The following is an 18,483-nucleotide window of genomic DNA, read 5'->3' on the forward strand; positions in this document are numbered from 1 at the left end:
CATATGCTTGGACTTATTCAACAAGCTGTTGTTAATAATGACTTGTCTACATAAACCTTAAACCCCACTGAAACTCCCCTCGCGTGACATGCCGCCATCATTGCGGCATGAAAACTCAACTCGCACTCAACACTGACCTGTCCGCCACCGTTTCCGACGGTCAGGCGCCTGAGTGGGTCGAACTGATCCCTGCCGGTCCCACCGTAACCGGTCGTGATGGCCGTCAGTGGCTTTTCGATCAGCCCGCAGAGTCTATGGTGCAGTCCACCTTTGTCGCTCGCTCCATTGATCTGCCGATTGATTGGGAGCATGCGACCCAGCATCGCGCCATCAACGGCGAAGACGCTCCCGCCGCAGGCTGGATCAAAGCCTTGGAGATTCGCGATAACGCGCTCTGGGGCCGCGTGGACTGGACACCCCGTGCCGCCGTCCAAGTGATCAATCGCGAGTACCGCTTCCTTTCCCCTGTATTCGACTTCGACCCCGAGACCGGCCGCATTGCGCGCCTGGTTAGCGCGGGCCTGACCAACAAGCCGAATTTCCTGCTGACCGCCCTCAACCAAGAAAACCCGGAGAACACGCCAGTGAAGCTTTCTGCTGCGCTTTTGGCACTGCTCGGCCTGCCCGACACCGCCACTGAAGACCAGGCCATTGCGGCCACCAATCAACTCAAGGCCACCGCTCAGGCGACCAATGCTGAGCAGCAACCCAGCCTGGATCGCTACGTGCCACGGGGTGACTACGACGCTCTTCATACACGTGCGACCAACGCCGAGCAGGGGCTGGCCACGCAGAAGAAGACGGAGCACAACAAGGAAGTCGATGCACTTATTACGTTGGCAACGCAGGCCGGGAAGATCACCCCGGCGACGGTCGATTACCACCGCGCAGCCTGCCAGGACGAAGAAGGGTTGATCCGCTTCAAGGCTTTTGTGGCAGCGGCGCCAACCGTGGCCGACCCCACCAACCTCGGCGAGCGTAAGCAGGATAACACCGGTACGGCTCTGAACACTGAAGAACAACAGGTCGCCAAGCTGCTCGGTATGAGCCAGGACGAATTCATCAAGGGCAAGGCGTAAGCCCGCCTCTCTATATAGGAAGCTCTCATGATCATCACTCACGCCTCCCTGACCGCGCTGTTTACCGCGTTCAGGGCCGAGTTCCAGAATGCCCAGGGCGCGACGCCTACCGATTGGCAGCGCCTTGCTACCTTGGTGCCATCCTCTTCGGCCAGCAACACTTACGGCTGGCTGGGCCAGTTCCCGACCTTCCGTGAGTGGATCGGTGACCGCGTCCTGAAGAACATGGCCGCCCATGGTTACTCGATCACAAACAAGAAGTTTGAATCGTCGGTCGGCATTCCACGTGACGCCATCGAAGACGACGAAATCGGCGTCTATAAACCGTTGTTCGCTGAAATGGGCCGTGCTTCCAGCGCCCACCCTGATGAGTTGGTGTTCAACCTGCTCAAAGCGGGCCTGACCAGCCTCTGCTACGACGGCCAGAACTTCTTCGATACCGACCACCCTGTTTACCCGAGTACCGATGCCACCGGCACAGCCGTCTCGGTCAGTAACTATCAGGACGGCACTGGCCCGGCCTGGTACTTGCTCGATGTCAGCCGCGCGATTAAGCCAATCATCTTCCAGAGCCGTCGTGCTTACGCGCTCAAGGCAATGGTCAGCATGGATGACGAAAACGTCTTCATGCGCGACGAATACCGCTATGGCGTCGACGCTCGGGTAAGTGCCGGTTTCGGCTTCTGGCAGTTCGCTTACTGCTCGAAAGCCCCGCTGACTGCCGAAAACTATGGGTTGGCCCGTGCCGCAATGAAGGCATTCGCCGCAGACGGTGGCCGTCCACTGGGTATCCAGCCAGGTTTGCTGGTCGTGCCATCTCAACTGGAAGGCGCCGCTCGCAAGATCCTGGTCAAAGACGCCTACAACGGCAACGAATGGGCTGGCACCGCCGAAGTTCTGGCGCCGAGCTGGTTGGGCTAAGGGGGCGCTATGACCATCATTATTGCGGCAAAACGCGACGGCTTTCGACGGTGTGGCATCGCACACTCCAGTACTCCAAAGCCCTATGCGGACGATCACTTCACGGAAAAAGAGTTGGCGGCTCTGCTCGTAGAGCCTCAATTGATCCTCTCTTATGCGGCCAACAAGCTGGATTCGGAACAGGAGCTGTCGCATGCACACCAGTCGGAAACAGCGCTATCGGAAGCGCCCGGCTCCCTGTCAGTTGCCCAGCCGCAAGAGGCTGAAACAATCCCTGCGCTTGTGGTTGATGCGCTGCCCAGCGGCCAACCAGAGTTCTTCGGGGTGGATCTGGCCGGACCTGACTTGGGAGCAGGCCTTGCACAGTCGAAGGGTGACACCCATCAACTGACGGGTCAGCAACAAGACCAGGACGATGGTGAGCTGGACCGTGCCAAGGCATCTGCCGAACCGCAGAAGGCTAAGGCCGACAAGCCAAGGGGTTCGAACAAATGAATATCTCGCTGCCGAGTGCCGTGCAGTTGATGAGCCGCTTTGGTGAAGAAGAAATCACCCAGTTGGCCGTTAAGTCGCCACGTGTGCCTATCGAATCGGATTTGCTGATGGCGGCTGCCAAAGGGGAACCGCTTGACGACTGGTCCCCGGAGGATCTGGCCACCGCCGTGGACGCATTGGCCAGGATCGCCGACGCCATCAGCCGCGCTCGCAGCGAAGTATCGTTTTACCTGCGTTTTCGCAAGACCGGTGAGGATGCGCCGGATTGGGTCACGGATGACCTCCCCGAATTAGCGCGTTACCACCTGCAAGGCACGGCCGTAGAAGAGTCGACGATGCGTCTGCGGTATCGCGACATCATCAAGCGCCTGGAAAAACTGGCGACCGAAGATGAGGCAAGAGGCGCTTCCGAGGCGGGTGACTCGGGCTTGCAGATTCAGCACGCGCCTCGGCTATTCAACCGTAAAACTTTGGGCCAACTGTGATGTTAGGTGATCTGGAAGATGCTGTGTTGGCCAGGCTGAAGGCTCTGCAAGTGACCGTTCCGCGTTTGCGCCTCGACACCTATGGCGGTGAGTTGAGTGACCCTGACTTGCTGGTAGGTCTGCTTTCGGGCGGTCCTTCAATCTTGATCACCACTCCCAAAATCACTTTTATCAGACGCTCTACTCGACGTTACGGCGCGGCCTTGGTGTTTCGCCTAGTCATCGCATCGGGCAGCGAGCGGAGACCGACGCCCAAAGCTAGCGACCCTGGCAGCTACTGGCTTTGGGAGTCATGCATGGCCTTGCTCACCGACTGGGGACACAAACCGGACGGCGCACAGGTCAAGCCCACCGAGTTTGCCAACCTGGTCAGCGGCAAGTTCCAGTCTCAGCACCTCTCGGTGCTGGGTCAGTCCTTCGCCATTGAACTGGAGTGGCGTGTACCCGAACCGGATTGGCCAGAGCTGACCAGCATTGGCCTGGACTACCACCTTCCGGCTGATAACGCCGAACCGGTGGTCACCGATAATATTGAACTGAGGAACGTGTAATGCGTGTTATCGCCGCCCCCGACCTTCGGGTGCCTATGGAAGAAGATCTGCATCAGTACATCGAAGCCGAGCCCGACGGCTCGGTCGAGGTGCCTGACACCTCCTACTACCGTCGCCGGATCGCGGCCGGTGAACTGCTACTCATAAATGATGAGTCGCTCACCACGAACAAGCGCGGCAGTGCCAATCAACCCGCACAGGAACCCGTCGAATGACCATCGCCTTTGACACCATTCCGGCCTCGATCCGTAAGCCGGGCGCTTACTTTGAGTTCAACACCAGCCTAGCTGTGCGGACACTGCCCACCAACAAGCAGAAAATCTGCCTGATTGTTCCCTTGGGCGCAGGGTCCACTGTCGTAGCAAACATACCGACTTCAATTTACAGTGCGGTCCAGGCCACCACGCTATTCGGCGGCACCATTGCCGCCGAGATGGTTGCCGCCATCATTGCAACCAATCGCTATGCGGACATCTCGGCCGTAGGCGTGGTGGTGGTCGGTTCAACTGAACCCGTCATAGCTTCCGCACTGGACTCGACCGCCCTGGGCGGCTTTACCATCCTTGTGCCTGCATGGTTCAGCACGGTGGCGTTGACAGCCCTGCGCACCCACATCCAGACCTACACCAGTTCAATTGAGCAACAGGGCATCATCGGCGTTGGCGCGGTAATTACTACCTCGGCGGCAGCGACCACATTGGCCGCAACGCTTAACTCAGGCGCCATCAGCTTGGCAGTATTGCCCGGCACCCCATCGACGGACCGCCAGGTTGCCGCTGCCTACGCGGGCATGATCGCCTCCGAAGAAGACCCGGCACGACCTCTTAACACGTTAGTGCTTTCCGGCATTCAGGTTCCAGCCATCACCCAGCGCATGGGGCGAACCGAACAGGAGGCCGCCCTGGCCAACGGCGTCACCCCACTGGAAGTTGGAGCCGGTGATGTTATCCAGATTGTCCGTGCCATCTCGACCTACACCAAATCAGCCGCAGGTTCCCCGGACATATCCCTGCTTGATCTGACGACCATGCGCACTCTGTACTACGTACGAAATGCTTGTCGCGAGCGAATCCGTCTGCGCTTCCCTCGTTCGAAACTTGCCACCAAAACCCCTGCTGCGGTGCGTGGCGAATTGCTCGACGTGCTCAAAAAACTGGAAGAGTTGGAAATCGTCCAGTCCGTAGACGCCAACGCGGATGGTTTGGTGGTCGAGGTTTCGCTCCAGAACGCAAGCGGCCTGAACGCCAGCATCCCAGCCGACGTCGTCAACGGCCTGCATGTGTTCGCAGGCCGCATCGATCTGCTCTTGTAAGAGGTGACCTTAAATGTCCGATAGCTACGTAGGCCAGATCGTTCTGGAAATCAACGGCACCGATTACGAGGTGACCAGTGTCGAGCCGAGTCTGAAAACCGGTCGCAAGGTCGTGAAAACCATGAACCGTACGGGTCGTGCAACAGGGACGGCGAAAGGCATTGAGGAACATGAACTCAAAATCGCAGTACCAATCCCGAAAACAGGCGAGCCGGACTGGCGTGCCTTGATGGATGCCAAGCTGACTATTTATCCCCAGGACGGCGGTAGCAAGCGCCAGACCTGGACGGGCTGCTCGCTGATGGAGATGGGTAGCAAATACCAAGTCGAGGGTGAGGCTACCCGCGATCTAACCGTCGCCGCCTTGAACTACTACACGGAGTGATGCAATGACCGCGCAAGATAATAAAAAATGGGATGGTCTGACCATCACCCGTGAACTGCCCATCGGCGTGTATTTCGCAGGTATTCGTCACAAGTGCTTCACCTTGCGGGTCGGTTTGGCGGGCGACTTGATCGCTGCCCAGGAACAACACCCTGAGGGTCCGTTGCAACTGGTCACACTGGAAGTGTACCGCCGCCAGTTGTTGTCCTTGGGCGATATCCCAGCCGAGTCGCTGACTACTGAACTGCTCCGTGACGCGCTGACCGAAACCGACCTGGGCTTCATCGCTACAGCCGATGAGTCGTTGGAAAAAAAGCTCATGCCGCAGAGCGCGGCATCATTGACTGGCGCCGTATCGAGCACGCCTTCGTCCGACACGGCTACCGACTCGACGAAATAGGTCGGATGACCAAGGCCGAGGTCGATGCCCGAATCGGGCTGATCATCGGCAAGCCTAAAGGCACACGTTACGTCAGCAACCGCCAGCGTAAGAAAGGGCAAAAAACCGCATAACTCCAGGCCCGACGCAGGGCCTTTCTTTTAGCTGCAAGACCTTCTGGAGTATCTGATGAGTTCCGATCTGCGCGTCGCGCTTCGCTTCCAGGCACATGCGGGCAACAGCCGCCGCGAGATCGAGCAGATCAACCGCGACCTGCGCAAGGCCGGTAAGGAAGGCGCCAAGTCCTTGGCCGATGAAAGCTGGAAGGCTGGCACGGCGATCTCCAAGGTGGGTCAAGTCGGTGCAACCAGCTATAAGGTAATCCGTAACGCAATGCGCGAGACGGCCAAAGCTGGCGCTGACACGCGAATCGAATTGAGCAAGACCGAAGCTGAATTCAAGGCGTTGGCCGAGGCGGGTCGAAAAGCTGCACGTGATGCGAAAGCAGAGCTGGCCAACACCGACCGCCAAGGTGTTCAACCACTACGACAAAGCGTTGAGAAAACCGAATCATCCTTTCGCCGTATGGCTCAGAACAGCGGCCGTCATCTACGCACCCTTAAAACGATTGCCACAGGTGTCCGTCAGGAGTTCGACCGTATCAAGGGGCTTGGATCGAGCGCACAAGGTCAGCTTGCTGGTTTAGGCGTAGGTCTCGGAGTGGTGGCTGGATTGTCCGGTAATGCTCGGCTGGATCGTCAGTTGATCCGAACTAAGCAAACAGCAGATATGACCCCAGCGCAGAAAGACGAGTGGCGGGACGAAGGGTGGCGGATCGCAAAAACTTACGGTGTAAGTCGTGAAGACGTAGACAGTGGTTTCAACACGCTGATCGCATCTGGTGTGAAGTACGAACCGGCCAAGAAGACAGCCGATGCTATTGGCCAGGCGACAGCTGTGACGGGCGCGGACTCGGCAGTCCTTGGTAAAGCGGTGGTAGCAGGCGCCAGTGCATTTAACATCGACTTGAACAAAGATGGCGCAGCTCTGGAACTGCTGCAAAAAATGACCGTTGCCGGTCGGCTGGGCAATGCTGAACTGGAAAACCTAGCCGACCTTTTCCCCAAAATCGGCGGTGCGGCAGCCGCTGCGGGCATGTCCATTGCTCAAGCCTTGGCCTTTACCGAGACGCTGTCTACGGTCGAGATGCAACCTGATCGCCTGGGCACTCTTGCCGAATCTACATTGCGTGTATTCAGCAACAAGCAGTATCGAGATCAGATAAAAAAATCCAGCGGAGTGAAGTTCTTCAATAAAGACGGAAGTTCAAGAAATCCCCAGGACGTATTCGGTGATTTAAAGCGTAAGTACGACAAGATGGACACCGATGAGAAGCGTGCCAAGTTCATGGGCGTCGTCTTTAAAGGTATGGACCAGGACACCGTGCGCGGTATGCGAATCATGTTGGGCGGCGACCACCTGAATACGTTCGCCAAACAGTCGAAGGAAATCAAAGATTCAGGTCCTGTCCTCGGTCGTGACTTAAAGGAAAACACCGAAAGTGCCAGCGGCACCGCTTCGCGTGTTAAGGCTACTCTCAGCCAGGCTATTGATCGCATGGCCACTCCTCTCAATAAAGGCTTTGCGGACTTGGGTAGTTATCTGCTCGATGACCTGAACTTGTCCGGTGAACAGATGCTGGCCGGTGGTGCAGCCATCGGCGTGGGTGGGTACTACGCAGGCCGTGGTGCCAAGGCAGGTGCGGGTGCCTTATTGAACAAGTTTATGGGTGGACCTGAAACCCTAAAAAACATCGCCGTGGGCAAGGTTCTGCAAGAAGCCACAGGCGTGACATCGGTGTTCGTTACCAACTGGCCCGGCAATCTCGGTGGTGGCGGCGGTCTCCAAGACTTACCGTCCGGGCCACCCTCCAAGGGCAAACCGGGAGGCTTTCTTGCTCCGTGGTTCGCCCCTCTGGCACTGGCGGCCAGCACCGCTCAAATAAGTGGTTCCACGGGTCAGAATACAGACACAGACCGGATGGAACTGCTGTCCCGCAATAAGCTGCTGGACGATGGTCAGCGCACCTATCAGACGGCGTTCTATAGAAACCGTATTGCCCTAGCTGAACAGAACCCCGGCCAAACATCTGATTGGTTGTCATCGCAAGCGCAACGCCTGGCGCACCAGGACACGGGATTAACCGCATCTGGTAAATCCGTTGATGGTGCGAACGATTGGGCTGCGGGTGTGGCTAATCGTGCTGTCGGGGCGGGTGCAGAAACCCAGGCGGCAGCGGCGCGTTTGCAAGCACTACTGGCCAAACCGTTGATCATCGAAGTACGCACGGATTCACGCATGATCACGGCCGAGGTCGAACGTCGAACTGACATTCAAATGAGGCGCGGCCAATGAGTTGGTCTGAAACCCTACTGGATGCGTCCTTCCGTGGCGTGCCTCTCCAGGTCGTAGAAGAGAACCATCAGGGGCAACGCGCTCTGGCCGAACACGGCACGCCTTTCAAGGATGGCGATAGAGTCGTTGACCTCGGTCGTGGTGCCCGACGTTTCCCGATGCAGGTCGTGGTATTCGGCGTTAACTACGAGATCGAGCTACAGAACATCCTGGGCGCTCTGGACACCATGGGTCCCGGCGAACTGATCCATCCGATCTATGGCAGTCTCAGCGTTGTATGTCATACCTGGGATATTAAGCACAGCGCCGAAAACCCCGACTCTGCCCAGGTCAGCTTGTTGTTCCTGGAAAATACCCCGGACCTACCATTCTTCGTCCGACAGTTTGAGTTCGTCGATATCGGAGTCCTTGAATCGGAGGACGAATACACCTGGCAAGACGGGGTCTTCGATCTATTGGGTAGGGTCGACTCGCTAGTCAGCGAGATACAGTCGTGGATCGGCGGCGGCTGGGTCGGCCTTATAGAAAAGGCACTGGGCTTGCCGGGTATTTTTCTACGCGTACAGCAGCTGCGCTCGCAGATCCTGGGAGTAATCTCCGGCGTAGCATCCATGCTGAGGAATCCATCAGCGGCGTTTGATCCGTTGATTGATTTGTTCCGCACCCCAACGGAAATTCGCAGTGCTATCCAAGGCAGCACACCCAGTTCGTCCACCAATCTACTGTCCAGGTCCGGCGTTCCGAGCAGTATGCCGGGCGGCGCAAGTTTGACCGCTGATGCAGTCCGCGCAGGCAATGCCTTTTTAATCAGTGCTCGACAGGGTCTCGCGCCTAACTCCGATCTGCTGCCAAATGGCATGCCAGATGATCCTGTCGCAGCCAGCGGCTTTGCATTGGTGGTCCTGGTCATCACTGAGTTGGCTCTGGCTCACGCGCAGGCGGTGGCCATCGTCATAGAGGACGAAGGAAAAGCGCCGACGCTAAGTCCGATAGAGCTGGAGGGCCTGGTTAATTTGGTTCGCTCGCTCGTGCAGGCAGCCATCCTGCTGCATCGTCGGCTGTATGACGTGGAAACCTCGCGGCCGATCATCGAAGCGTTGCGCAATACCGCAGCACTGATCCAGGCCGGTGCCCGACAGGTCATCTTGCAGAGCCCTCCAATGATTGACCGCGTAGTGGAAACCCCTGCCAGCCTGCGTCTTTTAGCCCACCGCTGGTACGGAGACCACGCCCGCGCCCTGGAGCTAATTCGTCTGAATCCCGACTTAAAGACGCCGCACAACATCCCGGCCGGTGAGGTGCTTCGTGCCTACGCAGAGTGAACCCATACGGCTGTCAATTGGTGGTTTGGTCCACGACGCCTGGGATGGCTGGTCCATTGAATCCGATCTGTTAACCCCCTCCGACGGCTTCGAACTGGAGCTGTATACCAAGGACGCCACTCGCCTGCCCAGCGTACTTAAAGAAGGCGCGCCGTGTTCTCTGACCTTAGGCCGTGACCGGGTGCTGACCGGGCAGATTGATGAGTTTGAACACGACATCTCGCGCCAGGGCATTTCCATGCGTATCACCGGCCGTGACCGGGCGGCGCCCTTGGTTGACTGTTCGGCTCCCTTCGTGTCGATGCGTGAAGCCACCTTGGCTCAGATACTTGACCAGGTCGTAAAACCTTTGGGCATCTTCCAAGTCGAGATCCGCGCTGACAAAGCCAAGACCCGTCGACGTGTCCAGGTCGAGCCAGGCCAAAGTGCCTGGGAAGCATTGTTGCAAGTGGCCGAGGCAAACGGCTTATGGCCATGGATCGAGCCGGACGGTCGCTTGATCATTGGCGGGCCTGACTACACCGCCGCCCCGGTAGGCACGCTGATCCTGCGTCAGGACGGTGTGGGCAACAACGTTCAGCGCCTGAGCGTGCGCCGTTCTATCGCCAACCGCTTTAGCCAAATCACCGTGCTCGGCCAGCACGGTCAGTATGACAATGATGGGCTCGACACCAAGCGCGCCCACCTACGTTCGGTCATTCATGACGACACGCTGGCTCGCAGAGGAATCTTTCGCCCAAAGGTGGTGGTCGATAGTTCCAGTGAGAACCAGGACATGGCCACAACCCGAGCCCGTAAGCTGCTGGCCGATAGCCGCTTGGAAGGTTTCGAGATCCGCGCCATCGTTCAGGGTCACCGTGCAAACAATGGCCAAGTCTGGAATCCAGGGCAACGCGTCATCGTCCGCAGTGAGCCGCACGAACTCGACGGCATCTATTTCCTAATGGCCCGTACATTAAGACTTTCCCGTGGAGAAGGTGAGATCACCGAGTTGCGTTTGCGGGAAGACAAGATGTGGATATTGGATGGCAACAAACTGAAAAAACACAAAGGCAAGTCCAACCCGGACGCGGCTTTTATAGAACAGATCAAGGGGCTTTGATGAGTACTATGGCGCGTCTGGTCCGCGAACAGGTCACGCGGGTAATGAGCAACTTCCGGCAGGCGTTCCGTGCAACTGCTGCGCGCAACACCCACGGCAAATTGATCGGCGCCGAGATGGAAGGTTTGGCGGGCGAGTCTGTATCAGGCGAACTTTTCCAGCATTACGGCTTCAGCTCGGCGCCATTACCTGGGGCCGAATATCTCGCCATTCCCGTAGGCGGTAATAGCAAGCACACCGTCGTGGTGGCCAGCGAAGACGGCCGATATCGGCTCACGCTCCAGGACGGTGAAGTTTCGTTGTACACCGACGAAGGTGACTACGTGCATATGAAACGTGGTCGGGTGGTTGAGGTCGTGACCGATACGCTGGTGGTCAAGGCCGGGATCAAGGTGCGCTTTGAAACGCCGCTGTTTGAAATGACGGGGGATCAGCACATTGATGGAAACATTAAGGCAGAAGCAGAAATCGCCGACCATGCGCGGAGCATGCAGGCGGATCGGGATATTTATAACGGGCACAACCATGGCAGCGGCCCGCCGCCATCGCAAAACCAATGAGTTTCTGGTATTGCTCTGAAGCGATTCCCTCTCTCGAATTTATGGATAAACAATCATGGCGAAAAGCCTTTATGTCTTCGTCCGCTTCTTTAAAACGGAAGCACATCGTAATTCTTTCTTGCGCGGTGATTTGTACATGAACCGCTTGAAGTTTTTTAAGGAGTATGAGGAACAGGACGCATGCAATGTTGGTGACAAGCACGAGGGGACGTCTGGCTGGTATCAGCCTGATCAGATAAGTATGACTATTCAAGATCCGGTTACCGGTAAGGACCATCTGATACAAGGCTTCGCAGGACCTGTTTTGTTTGCTCAAACACGCCACGATGACTATCACGTCTACTGTATGTCAGCTATTTACGGTGATGACGACTTAAAGTTTGAGACGTTTGAGGATCTGAAGTCCAGCATGATGCTGGACGTCGAGAAGGGAGATTTGGGTGACTATTGCTCAATAATTGAGGCTCGTGTTTTCATCGAACGTCTGGACAAAGTGCTGAAGATGGAGGTGCAGGCAGGTAACACCGTCGGGCGCGGTTTGGTTGAGTATTTTGATCCTGAAACCTTCAGCGGTTCGTTTGATGAGGACCAAGCGATAATGCGGAAAAAGAACTGCTTTAGTCATCAGAGCGAATACAGAGTTTTTGTCTACAACGGAACTTCAGGTGAAGACTACCGCGCAATTAATATTGGCGACCTGTCGGACGTTGCACTCAATTGCCGCAAAGCAGACGTCAACAAGCACATGATTTTCAGCCAAAAGCATTGATTTTCTGTTCCATCCCAGACTGGTCAAGCCTTAAACCATCCTGAAATACACTCTCCGCGTGTACCTCTGCACCATGTATCCCATGGACGCAGGCATAAACCCAACCACTGGCGACTTGACGGGCCAGCGTATTAATACGCTGGCAAACGCCGTCTACATCCGCCTCATGACTCCCCTCGGTAGCTGGTGGCGTGACCCCACGCTGGGCTCCCGACTGCACGAACTTCGTCGCGAAAAAGACCTTCCCCGAGTGGGCGTCCTTGCCAGGCAATATGCAGAGCAAGCACTCAAGCCATTGCTCGACGATGGCCGCGCCAAAAAGATCACCGTCACCGCCGAGCAGCCGCACAACGGCTGGCTCAACCTGCTTATCGACATTATCGACGCCACCGGCAATCCGCAGGTGTTTCGCCAACCTGTAAGGGTGATCTGACATGGCCTTCTCCTCCCCATCATTGGAAATCATCCTCGCGGGCATCCTGAGGGATATTCGCAACGTCCAGAGCGAAGCCGATATCGGCATCGACAGCGACCACTACATTCGTTCGTCGGCTGTTGCTGCTGCCATTGAAGGCCTTTATCAGAAGCTGGCCTGGCTGTACCGTCAGATCTTCCCGGACACCGCCGACGATGACGAAGTGGTCCATGCCGCCGCGATTCGTGGCGTACCTCGAAAAAACCCCGTTTCAGCCACTGGCACAGTGGGGCTGACCGGTGTCGCGGACGTCGGACTGCTGCAAGGTTCCACCTTGACGCATGTCACCTCTGGTGAGCTATTCAATGTAATGGCTAGCACGACACTTGGCACCGATGGCACCGCTTCGGTATTGGTCGAAGCGCAAAGCGTTGGTATCACACTTAACAACCTGACTGGCGACCTGGTACTCACCAGTCCGCCTCTGGGAATGGATCCAGCAGCCACCTTTATTGGCAGCACCACTGGGGGTGAAGACCTGGAAAAGATTGAGTCCTTGTTGGCTCGTCTTCTCGACATCATCCAAAAGCCACCCGCAGGCGGTGCCTCATATGACTTCGAGCGCTGGGCCAAGGAAGTGGACGGCGTAACCGACGCCCTGGCATTACCCAATCGCCGAGGCGGTGGGACTGTCGATGTGGTTATCACCGCCAGCACAGGCATTCCCTCGGTAGAAGTGATTGCCAACTGCCTCGCGCACATCCTGGGTCAGTGTTCGGTCTTCGCCGACGTTTGGGTCTATGCGCCAACCGTCAGGCTTGTCGACTCTACCGCTAAGGTCGAACTCGCCACTGGTTACCTGATGGTCGATGTACAGGCAACCGCACAGACCGCTTACAACGCTTTGCTAGGAGCATTAAAACCTCGTGACACTCTAAAACGTTCGCAGATCGAGGCCATGATCAACAACCTGGCGGGCGTCACAGATCGCTCCGTCACTACGCCGGTTGGCAATGTAAACGCCTCCGACGACGTGGCCCTGGTTGGTTGGATTCGTCCAGGTGTCATCACCTTGAGCCTGCTGTGATGACCACGCTCGCCGATCAGCTCAGGTTGCTATTGCCACCCGGTTCCTACGACGGCACTGCGCCGAATCTCTCCGCTACCATCGAGGCCGAAGCAAACGCTTTGACCTTTTCGGATACACAAGCGGATGCGGTCTACAGCGCCATATTCCCAGACTCGGGCGATGGGCTGATTGACTGGGAGCGTGTTCTGGCATTGCCCGACCCCTGTTTGACCGGTGTTCCCCAGTCCGTTGGCCAGAGAGTCCAAGCGATTGTCAGCAAGCTGCCAGGACGTGGAGGCCAGAGCAAAGCCTTCTTTATCGCCGTGGCCAAGACCCTGGGCTACGACATCACCATCACCACTTTCCGGCCAGCCCGCGCCGGTATAGCGCGGGCTGGCGACCCTATCTACGGCGGCGATTGGGCGTTCACCTGGCGCGTCAACGCCCCGACGACGACCATCAGCCATGCCGTTGCTGGAATTACCGGAGCTGGAGACCCGCTGGCTGCGTGGGGCAATAAATCCCTTGAATGTCGGCTTAGCCAAATGAAACCGGCTGAATCCATCTTGCTGTTCGGTTACGGAGACAACTAATGCAAAAGATCGGGAGCAGTACCACCTCGGCGACCGCTGCGGGTGAGTACACCGAAGGTAATCCGGGGGCGGGCGTCAGTCCCACGCTACTCAAAGCGGTCTGGTTAAACAGCATTCAGCGCGAGCTGGTTGCTGTTGTCGAAGGGGCTGGCCTTGTTTTAGATCCTACCCACGACGACCAGTTATTGAGTGCTTTGCAAATTCTTGGTCGGCAAAGTGCTAGCGCTTATGCGGCAGACACCGGGGTTGCGAACGCTTACGTTGTCGCTTATGCGCCAGCAATAGCAGCCTTGACCGACGGCCTGACCCTGAAATTCAAGGCCAAAACCGCGAATACTGGGGCTAGCACCTTTAGTCCTAACGGCTTGCCAGCAGGACCAATCGTTGGTGGAGCGAATTCTGCTCTTCAGGGCGGAGAGATAGTCCCTACGGGTGAGGTATGGGTGCAATGGAACAGCACTGTCGGGACTGGCTCGTGGGTGATGATCGACAGTTCTGGTGGTGCCACTCAGGTTACCGCTGGTACGAAAAGCCAGCATGCGGCGACAATGGCCCAGCTTCAGTCTGGTGCCTCATCGTTCGCCCTGGACACCGGAACGGCCAACACCTACGTCTGCGCCTTTCTGCCCGCAATCATTGCTCGCACCGAAGGCCTACCAATCCGATTCAAGGCCAAGACCGCCAACACTGGCGCATCGACACTCAATGACGGGCTGGGCGTCGTAGCACTGGTTGGCGGTGCTCATTCGGCGCTACAGGGCAGCGAGATCGTTGCCAATGGTGATTGCTGGGTGCAATGGAACACCTCAATCGGTGGCGGCGCTTACATCCTGCTGTTTTGCACGGGGGCGTCCGAGCAAATCGGTCCCGGAACGAAAAGCCAGCACGCGATGCAGCTCGGCCAGGCCGTCGGCCGCCTGCTGAATATCCAGGTGATTACGGCGAGCGGAACCTACGTACCCACGCCCGGTATGAATAACGCTCGTGTGCGAGGCGCAGGAGGCAGCGGCGGCACTGGTAGCGCGAGTGCTACCACGTCAACACAGTCATCGGCACCAGGCGGAACCGCTGCAGGCAGCAACTTCGATGCATGGTTATCGGCTGCAACAATTGGCGCAAGCCAAGCGGTGACTATTGGTTCCGCTGGCATTGCTGGCGTTGCTGGTGGTGCTGGTGGGGCTGGAGGCGCAACCACCTTTGGTGCGTTACTTACTGCGCCTGGCAGCAACGGCGGGGTGGGGTGCCCAGCAGTATCCACAGCTGTATCTGGCTTATGCTCCGCTGGTCAACCGGGAAGTATAGCTACAGGCGGAAATATTATTAATGCAACGGGAAGCCCTGGAACCGTTGGCATCATGGCTAATGGGTCGACAATATCCGGTACGGGGGGCAGTTCACCCTTTGGTGCAGGAGGGCCAGCATCGACACCGGGTTCGGGCTATGGCGCAGGCTCAGGAGGGTCGCCCAATAGTATTTCTTCCGCTGCCAGAGTTGGGATCGTTGGAACCCAAGGCGTTTTAGTTATCGAGGAGTATGCATAAATGGGAACTTACGCACTGATCAATAGCGCGACGGGCCTGGTCGAAAACACCATCATTTGGGACGGCGTGTCCGACTGGTCACCAGCGGACGGCTATAGTGCGGTCGCGACAGAGGCCGCGAGTATCGGCTGGAGCTATGTGGATGACGTGTTTGTCGCGCCTGCGATTGTTCCTCCCGCCCCCGAAGACATTCTGCTGGCCAACACGGTCACCCGTGATTCGCTGCTTTCGCGGGCGGCGCTGGCCATTGCCCCGCTTCAAGATGCCGTGGATCTGGATGACGCCACCCCGGACGAAGCGGCGCTGCTGAAAAAATGGAAGCAATACCGGGTGGCGGTCAATCGCATCGACCTGATGCCACTTGCTCCCGCCTGGCCTAGCGCACCCGAGTGATTCGAGGAATTCAGCGCCGCCTTCGGGCGGTTTTCTTGTTGGTGCGGTAGCCGCTTCACGTGACAATTGAGTTGAGCACGATTTTGGAAATCGGGCCGCCCACGGCCTGCGCTTTTTGAGGAGGTGATGATAAGCGTGGGTAGTGCCAAGCACCGCGCTAATTACCAAGGACATTCATCGTGCGTATCTGTGCCAAATATCGCGTTAAGCGGTGCCAATTCCGGCGCGCGCTTACAGGCAGATCAAAATCTCTGTAGGAGTAACCGGGACGCGCAGTCTTGTTCGCGAAGGCGGCTTATCTGACACACCGCCACCGATCACGACACACAAATCAAAACCAGTTTTCTGCGCGACAGCGCGGCGTCGGAGACAAGGCGGGGCCTCTTACAGCGCTACCGCCTGCTTGGTCAACAACTCGACAAATGCCTTGGCCATCGGTGAGTGCTGGTCCCGGCGCTGCACCAGCCACACTGCGGTATTGGCGTCGGCATCGAGCAAGGTGCGGTAAACCACGCCATCGATGCGCATGCGCTGGTAAGACGCAGGCAACACCGTCACGCCCAGCCCCGCTGCGACCAACCCGATAATCGTCATCGCCTCGCCCGCCTCTTGAGTGATCAGCGGACTGAAGCCGGCCTCGCGCGCCAGGTTCAATAGTTGCGCGTACAAACCGCTGCCGTATGAGCGCGGGAAGAATACGAAAGGCTCAGCCGCCAGCGCCGACAGCTGCAGGCCTTTCTCACTGCCCACGGCCAACGGATGGTCAGCCCGGATAATCGCCACCAGAGGCTCGCGGAACAACTCCACGGCGACCAACGATTCCGGCAAGGGCAGCGGACGCATGATGCCGACCTGCACCGATTCATCCACCAGTGACTCGGCCACTTCCTTGCTGCTCATTTCCTGCAACGCCAGGTGAACCGCAGGGAAAGCCTGACGGAACGCAAAAATCGCCTGTGGAATGCTTGAGTTGAAGGGCGCCGATGAGGTGAAACCGATTTTCAGCTCACCTAACTGCCCCAACTGCGCACGCCGCGCCACGTCGGCGGCTTTGTCGACTTGGGCCAGCACCAGACGAGCCTCGTCCAGAAACAGCCTACCGGCTTGGCTAAGCTCAACCCGACGATTGGTGCGTTCGAACAAACGCGCCCCTACCTCATGCTCCAGAGCCTGAATTTGCTGGCTCAGCGGCGGCTGGGAGATACCCAGTGCCTGCGCGGCCCGGCCGAAATGCAGTTCTTCGGCCACCGCGATGAAATACCGAAGATGACGCAATTCCATGAATTCACCATTAGGTCGTTTTAGATATTAAACAGGTCGAACAATATATTGGAAAGGATCATTAGCAAGCTATATTCTTTTTCACATTGTCCGACCCGCCGCCCCACTGAGGTCCATTGTGAAAACTGCTGCTGCCCCGTTCTCTAAACATATCGAGCCATCGCCCACCAGCGATGTCGCGATGGCGTTGAGCGATATCTTCATCGAAAAAGGCACGCCGATGTTCATGCGCACGGTGCTGGCATTGTTCTCTGGCGGCTTTGCAACCTTTGCCCTGCTGTATTGCGTGCAGCCGATGATGCCAGTCCTGTCCCATGAGTTTTCGATCAACGCGGCGCAAAGCAGCCTGATTCTTTCGGTGGCCACTGGCATGCTCGCCATCGGTTTACTGATCACCGGGCCCATTTCGGATCGGCTTGGGCGTAAACCTGTGATGGTGACGGCACTGTTTTGCGCGGCGCTGTTCACCATGATCAGCGCACTGATGCCGACGTGGGAGGGCATCCTGTTGACACGCGCCTTAGTCGGCCTGTCGCTCAGCGGCCTGGCAGCGGTAGCGATGACCTACCTCAGCGAAGAAATTCATCCGCAGCACATCGGCCTGGCCATGGGCCTGTACATCGGCGGCAACGCCATTGGCGGCATGAGCGGCCGTCTTATCACAGGGGTCCTGGTCGACTTTATTAGCTGGCATACGGCGATGCTGATCATTGGCGGTTTGGCAATGATCGCCGCGACAGTGTTCTGGAAGATCCTCCCGGAATCACGCAACTTCCGTCCTCGCTCGCTGCACCCTCGCAGCCTGCTGGATGGCTTCATCCTGCAGTTTCGCGATGCCGCTCTGCCGTGGCTGTTTCTCGAAGCCTTCCTGCTGATGGGCTCTTTCGTCACGTTGTTCAACTACATCGGCTATCGCTTGCTGGCTGAGCCCTACCACCTGAGCCAATCGCTGGTTGGACTGTTCTCCGTGGTGTACCTATCCGGTATCTACAGTTCGGCGAAAATCGGTGCGCTGGCCGACAAACTCGGTCGGCGTAAAGTCTTGTGGTCGGTGATTGTGCTGATGCTGGCGGGTATAGCCCTGACGATGTTCACCCCGCTGTCGTTGGTGATCGTCGGCGTACTGCTGTTCACGTTCGGCTTTTTCGGCGCCCACTCGGTCGCCAGCAGCTGGATCGGCCGCCGTGCGCTCAAGGCCAAAGGCCAGGCTTCATCGCTCTATTTGTTCTGCTACTACGCAGGCTCCAGCGTGGCCGGTACCGCAGGTGGGATGTTCTGGCACTACGCGGGCTGGAATGGCATTGGCCTGTTCATCGGCGTATTGCTGCTGATCGCCCTGGCGGTGGCTGTTCGTTTAGCCAGGTTGGCGCCACTGGTGACTCCCTACTGAAAGCGTCGCGGGCAAGCGCGCGCCTA

The 18,483-nt window shown here is 57.6% G+C and carries 21 protein-coding genes; 20 read left to right on the forward strand and 1 reads right to left on the reverse strand.

Annotated features, from left to right (window positions below):
- Positions 1 to 107 precede the first annotated feature (107 nt).
- The 19 genes from AC1ME2_RS11460 to AC1ME2_RS11550 all read left to right on the forward strand — a co-directional run bounded on the left by AC1ME2_RS11460 (position 108) and on the right by AC1ME2_RS11550 (position 15,786).
- Positions 108 to 1,079, forward strand: coding sequence for a phage protease (locus AC1ME2_RS11460; protein ID WP_480441227.1), 972 nt, complete (start codon positions 108 to 110; stop codon positions 1,077 to 1,079).
- 27 nt (positions 1,080 to 1,106) lie between these two features.
- Positions 1,107 to 2,000, forward strand: coding sequence for a Mu-like prophage major head subunit gpT family protein (locus AC1ME2_RS11465; RefSeq protein WP_480441229.1), 894 nt, complete (start codon positions 1,107 to 1,109; stop codon positions 1,998 to 2,000).
- Positions 2,001 to 2,009: 9 nt separating this feature from the next.
- On the forward strand, positions 2,010 to 2,495 hold the full coding sequence (locus AC1ME2_RS11470) for a hypothetical protein (RefSeq protein ID WP_480441231.1): 486 nt from the start codon (positions 2,010 to 2,012) through the stop codon (positions 2,493 to 2,495).
- On the forward strand, positions 2,492 to 2,980 hold the full coding sequence (locus tag AC1ME2_RS11475; RefSeq protein ID WP_480441232.1) for a phage protein Gp36 family protein: 489 nt from the start codon (positions 2,492 to 2,494) through the stop codon (positions 2,978 to 2,980). The genes AC1ME2_RS11470 and AC1ME2_RS11475 overlap by 4 nt, the downstream gene beginning before the upstream one ends.
- A complete protein-coding gene (locus tag AC1ME2_RS11480) occupies positions 2,980 to 3,531 on the forward strand; it encodes a phage protein Gp37 (RefSeq protein WP_480442098.1) in 552 nt (183 codons plus the stop codon). The genes AC1ME2_RS11475 and AC1ME2_RS11480 overlap by 1 nt, the downstream gene beginning before the upstream one ends.
- Complete coding sequence (locus AC1ME2_RS11485; protein ID WP_480441234.1) at positions 3,531 to 3,746, forward strand: hypothetical protein; 216 nt, start codon at positions 3,531 to 3,533, stop codon at positions 3,744 to 3,746. The genes AC1ME2_RS11480 and AC1ME2_RS11485 overlap by 1 nt, the downstream gene beginning before the upstream one ends.
- The gene (locus tag AC1ME2_RS11490; RefSeq protein ID WP_480441235.1) at positions 3,743 to 4,843 is read left to right on the forward strand and encodes a phage tail sheath C-terminal domain-containing protein; all 1,101 of its coding nucleotides are present in this window, start codon (positions 3,743 to 3,745) and stop codon (positions 4,841 to 4,843) included. Before AC1ME2_RS11485 ends, AC1ME2_RS11490 begins: the two co-directional genes overlap by 4 nt.
- Before the next feature lie 13 nt (positions 4,844 to 4,856).
- Positions 4,857 to 5,228: a phage tail protein gene (locus AC1ME2_RS11495; protein ID WP_480441237.1), complete on the forward strand. Its 372-nt coding sequence runs from the start codon at positions 4,857 to 4,859 to the stop codon at positions 5,226 to 5,228.
- 4 nt (positions 5,229 to 5,232) lie between these two features.
- The gene (locus AC1ME2_RS11500) at positions 5,233 to 5,628 is read left to right on the forward strand and encodes a hypothetical protein (RefSeq protein WP_480441238.1); all 396 of its coding nucleotides are present in this window, start codon (positions 5,233 to 5,235) and stop codon (positions 5,626 to 5,628) included.
- Between the two features lie 168 nt (positions 5,629 to 5,796).
- Positions 5,797 to 8,022 carry a phage tail tape measure protein gene (locus AC1ME2_RS11505; RefSeq protein WP_480441239.1) on the forward strand — a complete coding sequence of 742 codons (2,226 nt, stop codon included), beginning with the start codon at positions 5,797 to 5,799 and terminating at the stop codon, positions 8,020 to 8,022.
- Positions 8,019 to 9,344, forward strand: a complete 1,326-nt coding sequence (locus AC1ME2_RS11510; RefSeq protein ID WP_480441240.1) for a DNA circularization protein — start codon at positions 8,019 to 8,021, stop codon at positions 9,342 to 9,344. The genes AC1ME2_RS11505 and AC1ME2_RS11510 overlap by 4 nt, the downstream gene beginning before the upstream one ends.
- Complete coding sequence (locus AC1ME2_RS11515) at positions 9,328 to 10,446, forward strand: phage baseplate assembly protein (protein ID WP_480441241.1); 1,119 nt, start codon at positions 9,328 to 9,330, stop codon at positions 10,444 to 10,446. The genes AC1ME2_RS11510 and AC1ME2_RS11515 overlap by 17 nt, the downstream gene beginning before the upstream one ends.
- Positions 10,446 to 11,006, forward strand: coding sequence for a phage baseplate assembly protein domain-containing protein (locus AC1ME2_RS11520; protein ID WP_480441242.1), 561 nt, complete (start codon positions 10,446 to 10,448; stop codon positions 11,004 to 11,006). The genes AC1ME2_RS11515 and AC1ME2_RS11520 overlap by 1 nt, the downstream gene beginning before the upstream one ends.
- Before the next feature lie 55 nt (positions 11,007 to 11,061).
- Positions 11,062 to 11,775: a hypothetical protein gene (locus AC1ME2_RS11525; RefSeq protein ID WP_480441244.1), complete on the forward strand. Its 714-nt coding sequence runs from the start codon at positions 11,062 to 11,064 to the stop codon at positions 11,773 to 11,775.
- Between the two features lie 82 nt (positions 11,776 to 11,857).
- A complete protein-coding gene (locus AC1ME2_RS11530; protein WP_480441246.1) occupies positions 11,858 to 12,208 on the forward strand; it encodes a phage GP46 family protein in 351 nt (116 codons plus the stop codon).
- Position 12,209: 1 nt separating this feature from the next.
- Positions 12,210 to 13,277, forward strand: a complete 1,068-nt coding sequence (locus AC1ME2_RS11535; RefSeq protein WP_480441247.1) for a baseplate J/gp47 family protein — start codon at positions 12,210 to 12,212, stop codon at positions 13,275 to 13,277.
- Positions 13,277 to 13,852: a YmfQ family protein gene (locus AC1ME2_RS11540; RefSeq protein WP_480441249.1), complete on the forward strand. Its 576-nt coding sequence runs from the start codon at positions 13,277 to 13,279 to the stop codon at positions 13,850 to 13,852. Before AC1ME2_RS11535 ends, AC1ME2_RS11540 begins: the two co-directional genes overlap by 1 nt.
- Entirely contained in the window at positions 13,852 to 15,393 is a 1,542-nt protein-coding gene (locus AC1ME2_RS11545) for a hypothetical protein (protein WP_480441251.1), read from the forward strand. The genes AC1ME2_RS11540 and AC1ME2_RS11545 overlap by 1 nt, the downstream gene beginning before the upstream one ends.
- A complete protein-coding gene (locus tag AC1ME2_RS11550; protein WP_480441253.1) occupies positions 15,394 to 15,786 on the forward strand; it encodes a tail fiber assembly protein in 393 nt (130 codons plus the stop codon).
- A gap of 384 nt (positions 15,787 to 16,170) precedes the next feature.
- Here AC1ME2_RS11550 and AC1ME2_RS11555 read toward each other — a convergent pair whose 3' ends face one another.
- The gene (locus AC1ME2_RS11555; RefSeq protein ID WP_480441255.1) at positions 16,171 to 17,067 is read right to left on the reverse strand and encodes a LysR family transcriptional regulator; all 897 of its coding nucleotides are present in this window, start codon (positions 17,065 to 17,067) and stop codon (positions 16,171 to 16,173) included.
- A gap of 151 nt (positions 17,068 to 17,218) precedes the next feature.
- Here AC1ME2_RS11555 and AC1ME2_RS11560 point away from each other — a divergent pair, with 151 nt between their 5' ends.
- A complete protein-coding gene (locus tag AC1ME2_RS11560) occupies positions 17,219 to 18,457 on the forward strand; it encodes an MFS transporter (protein ID WP_480442100.1) in 1,239 nt (412 codons plus the stop codon).
- Positions 18,458 to 18,483 lie beyond the last annotated feature (26 nt).

Source organism: Pseudomonas sp. ASL9 (assembly GCF_056680335.1).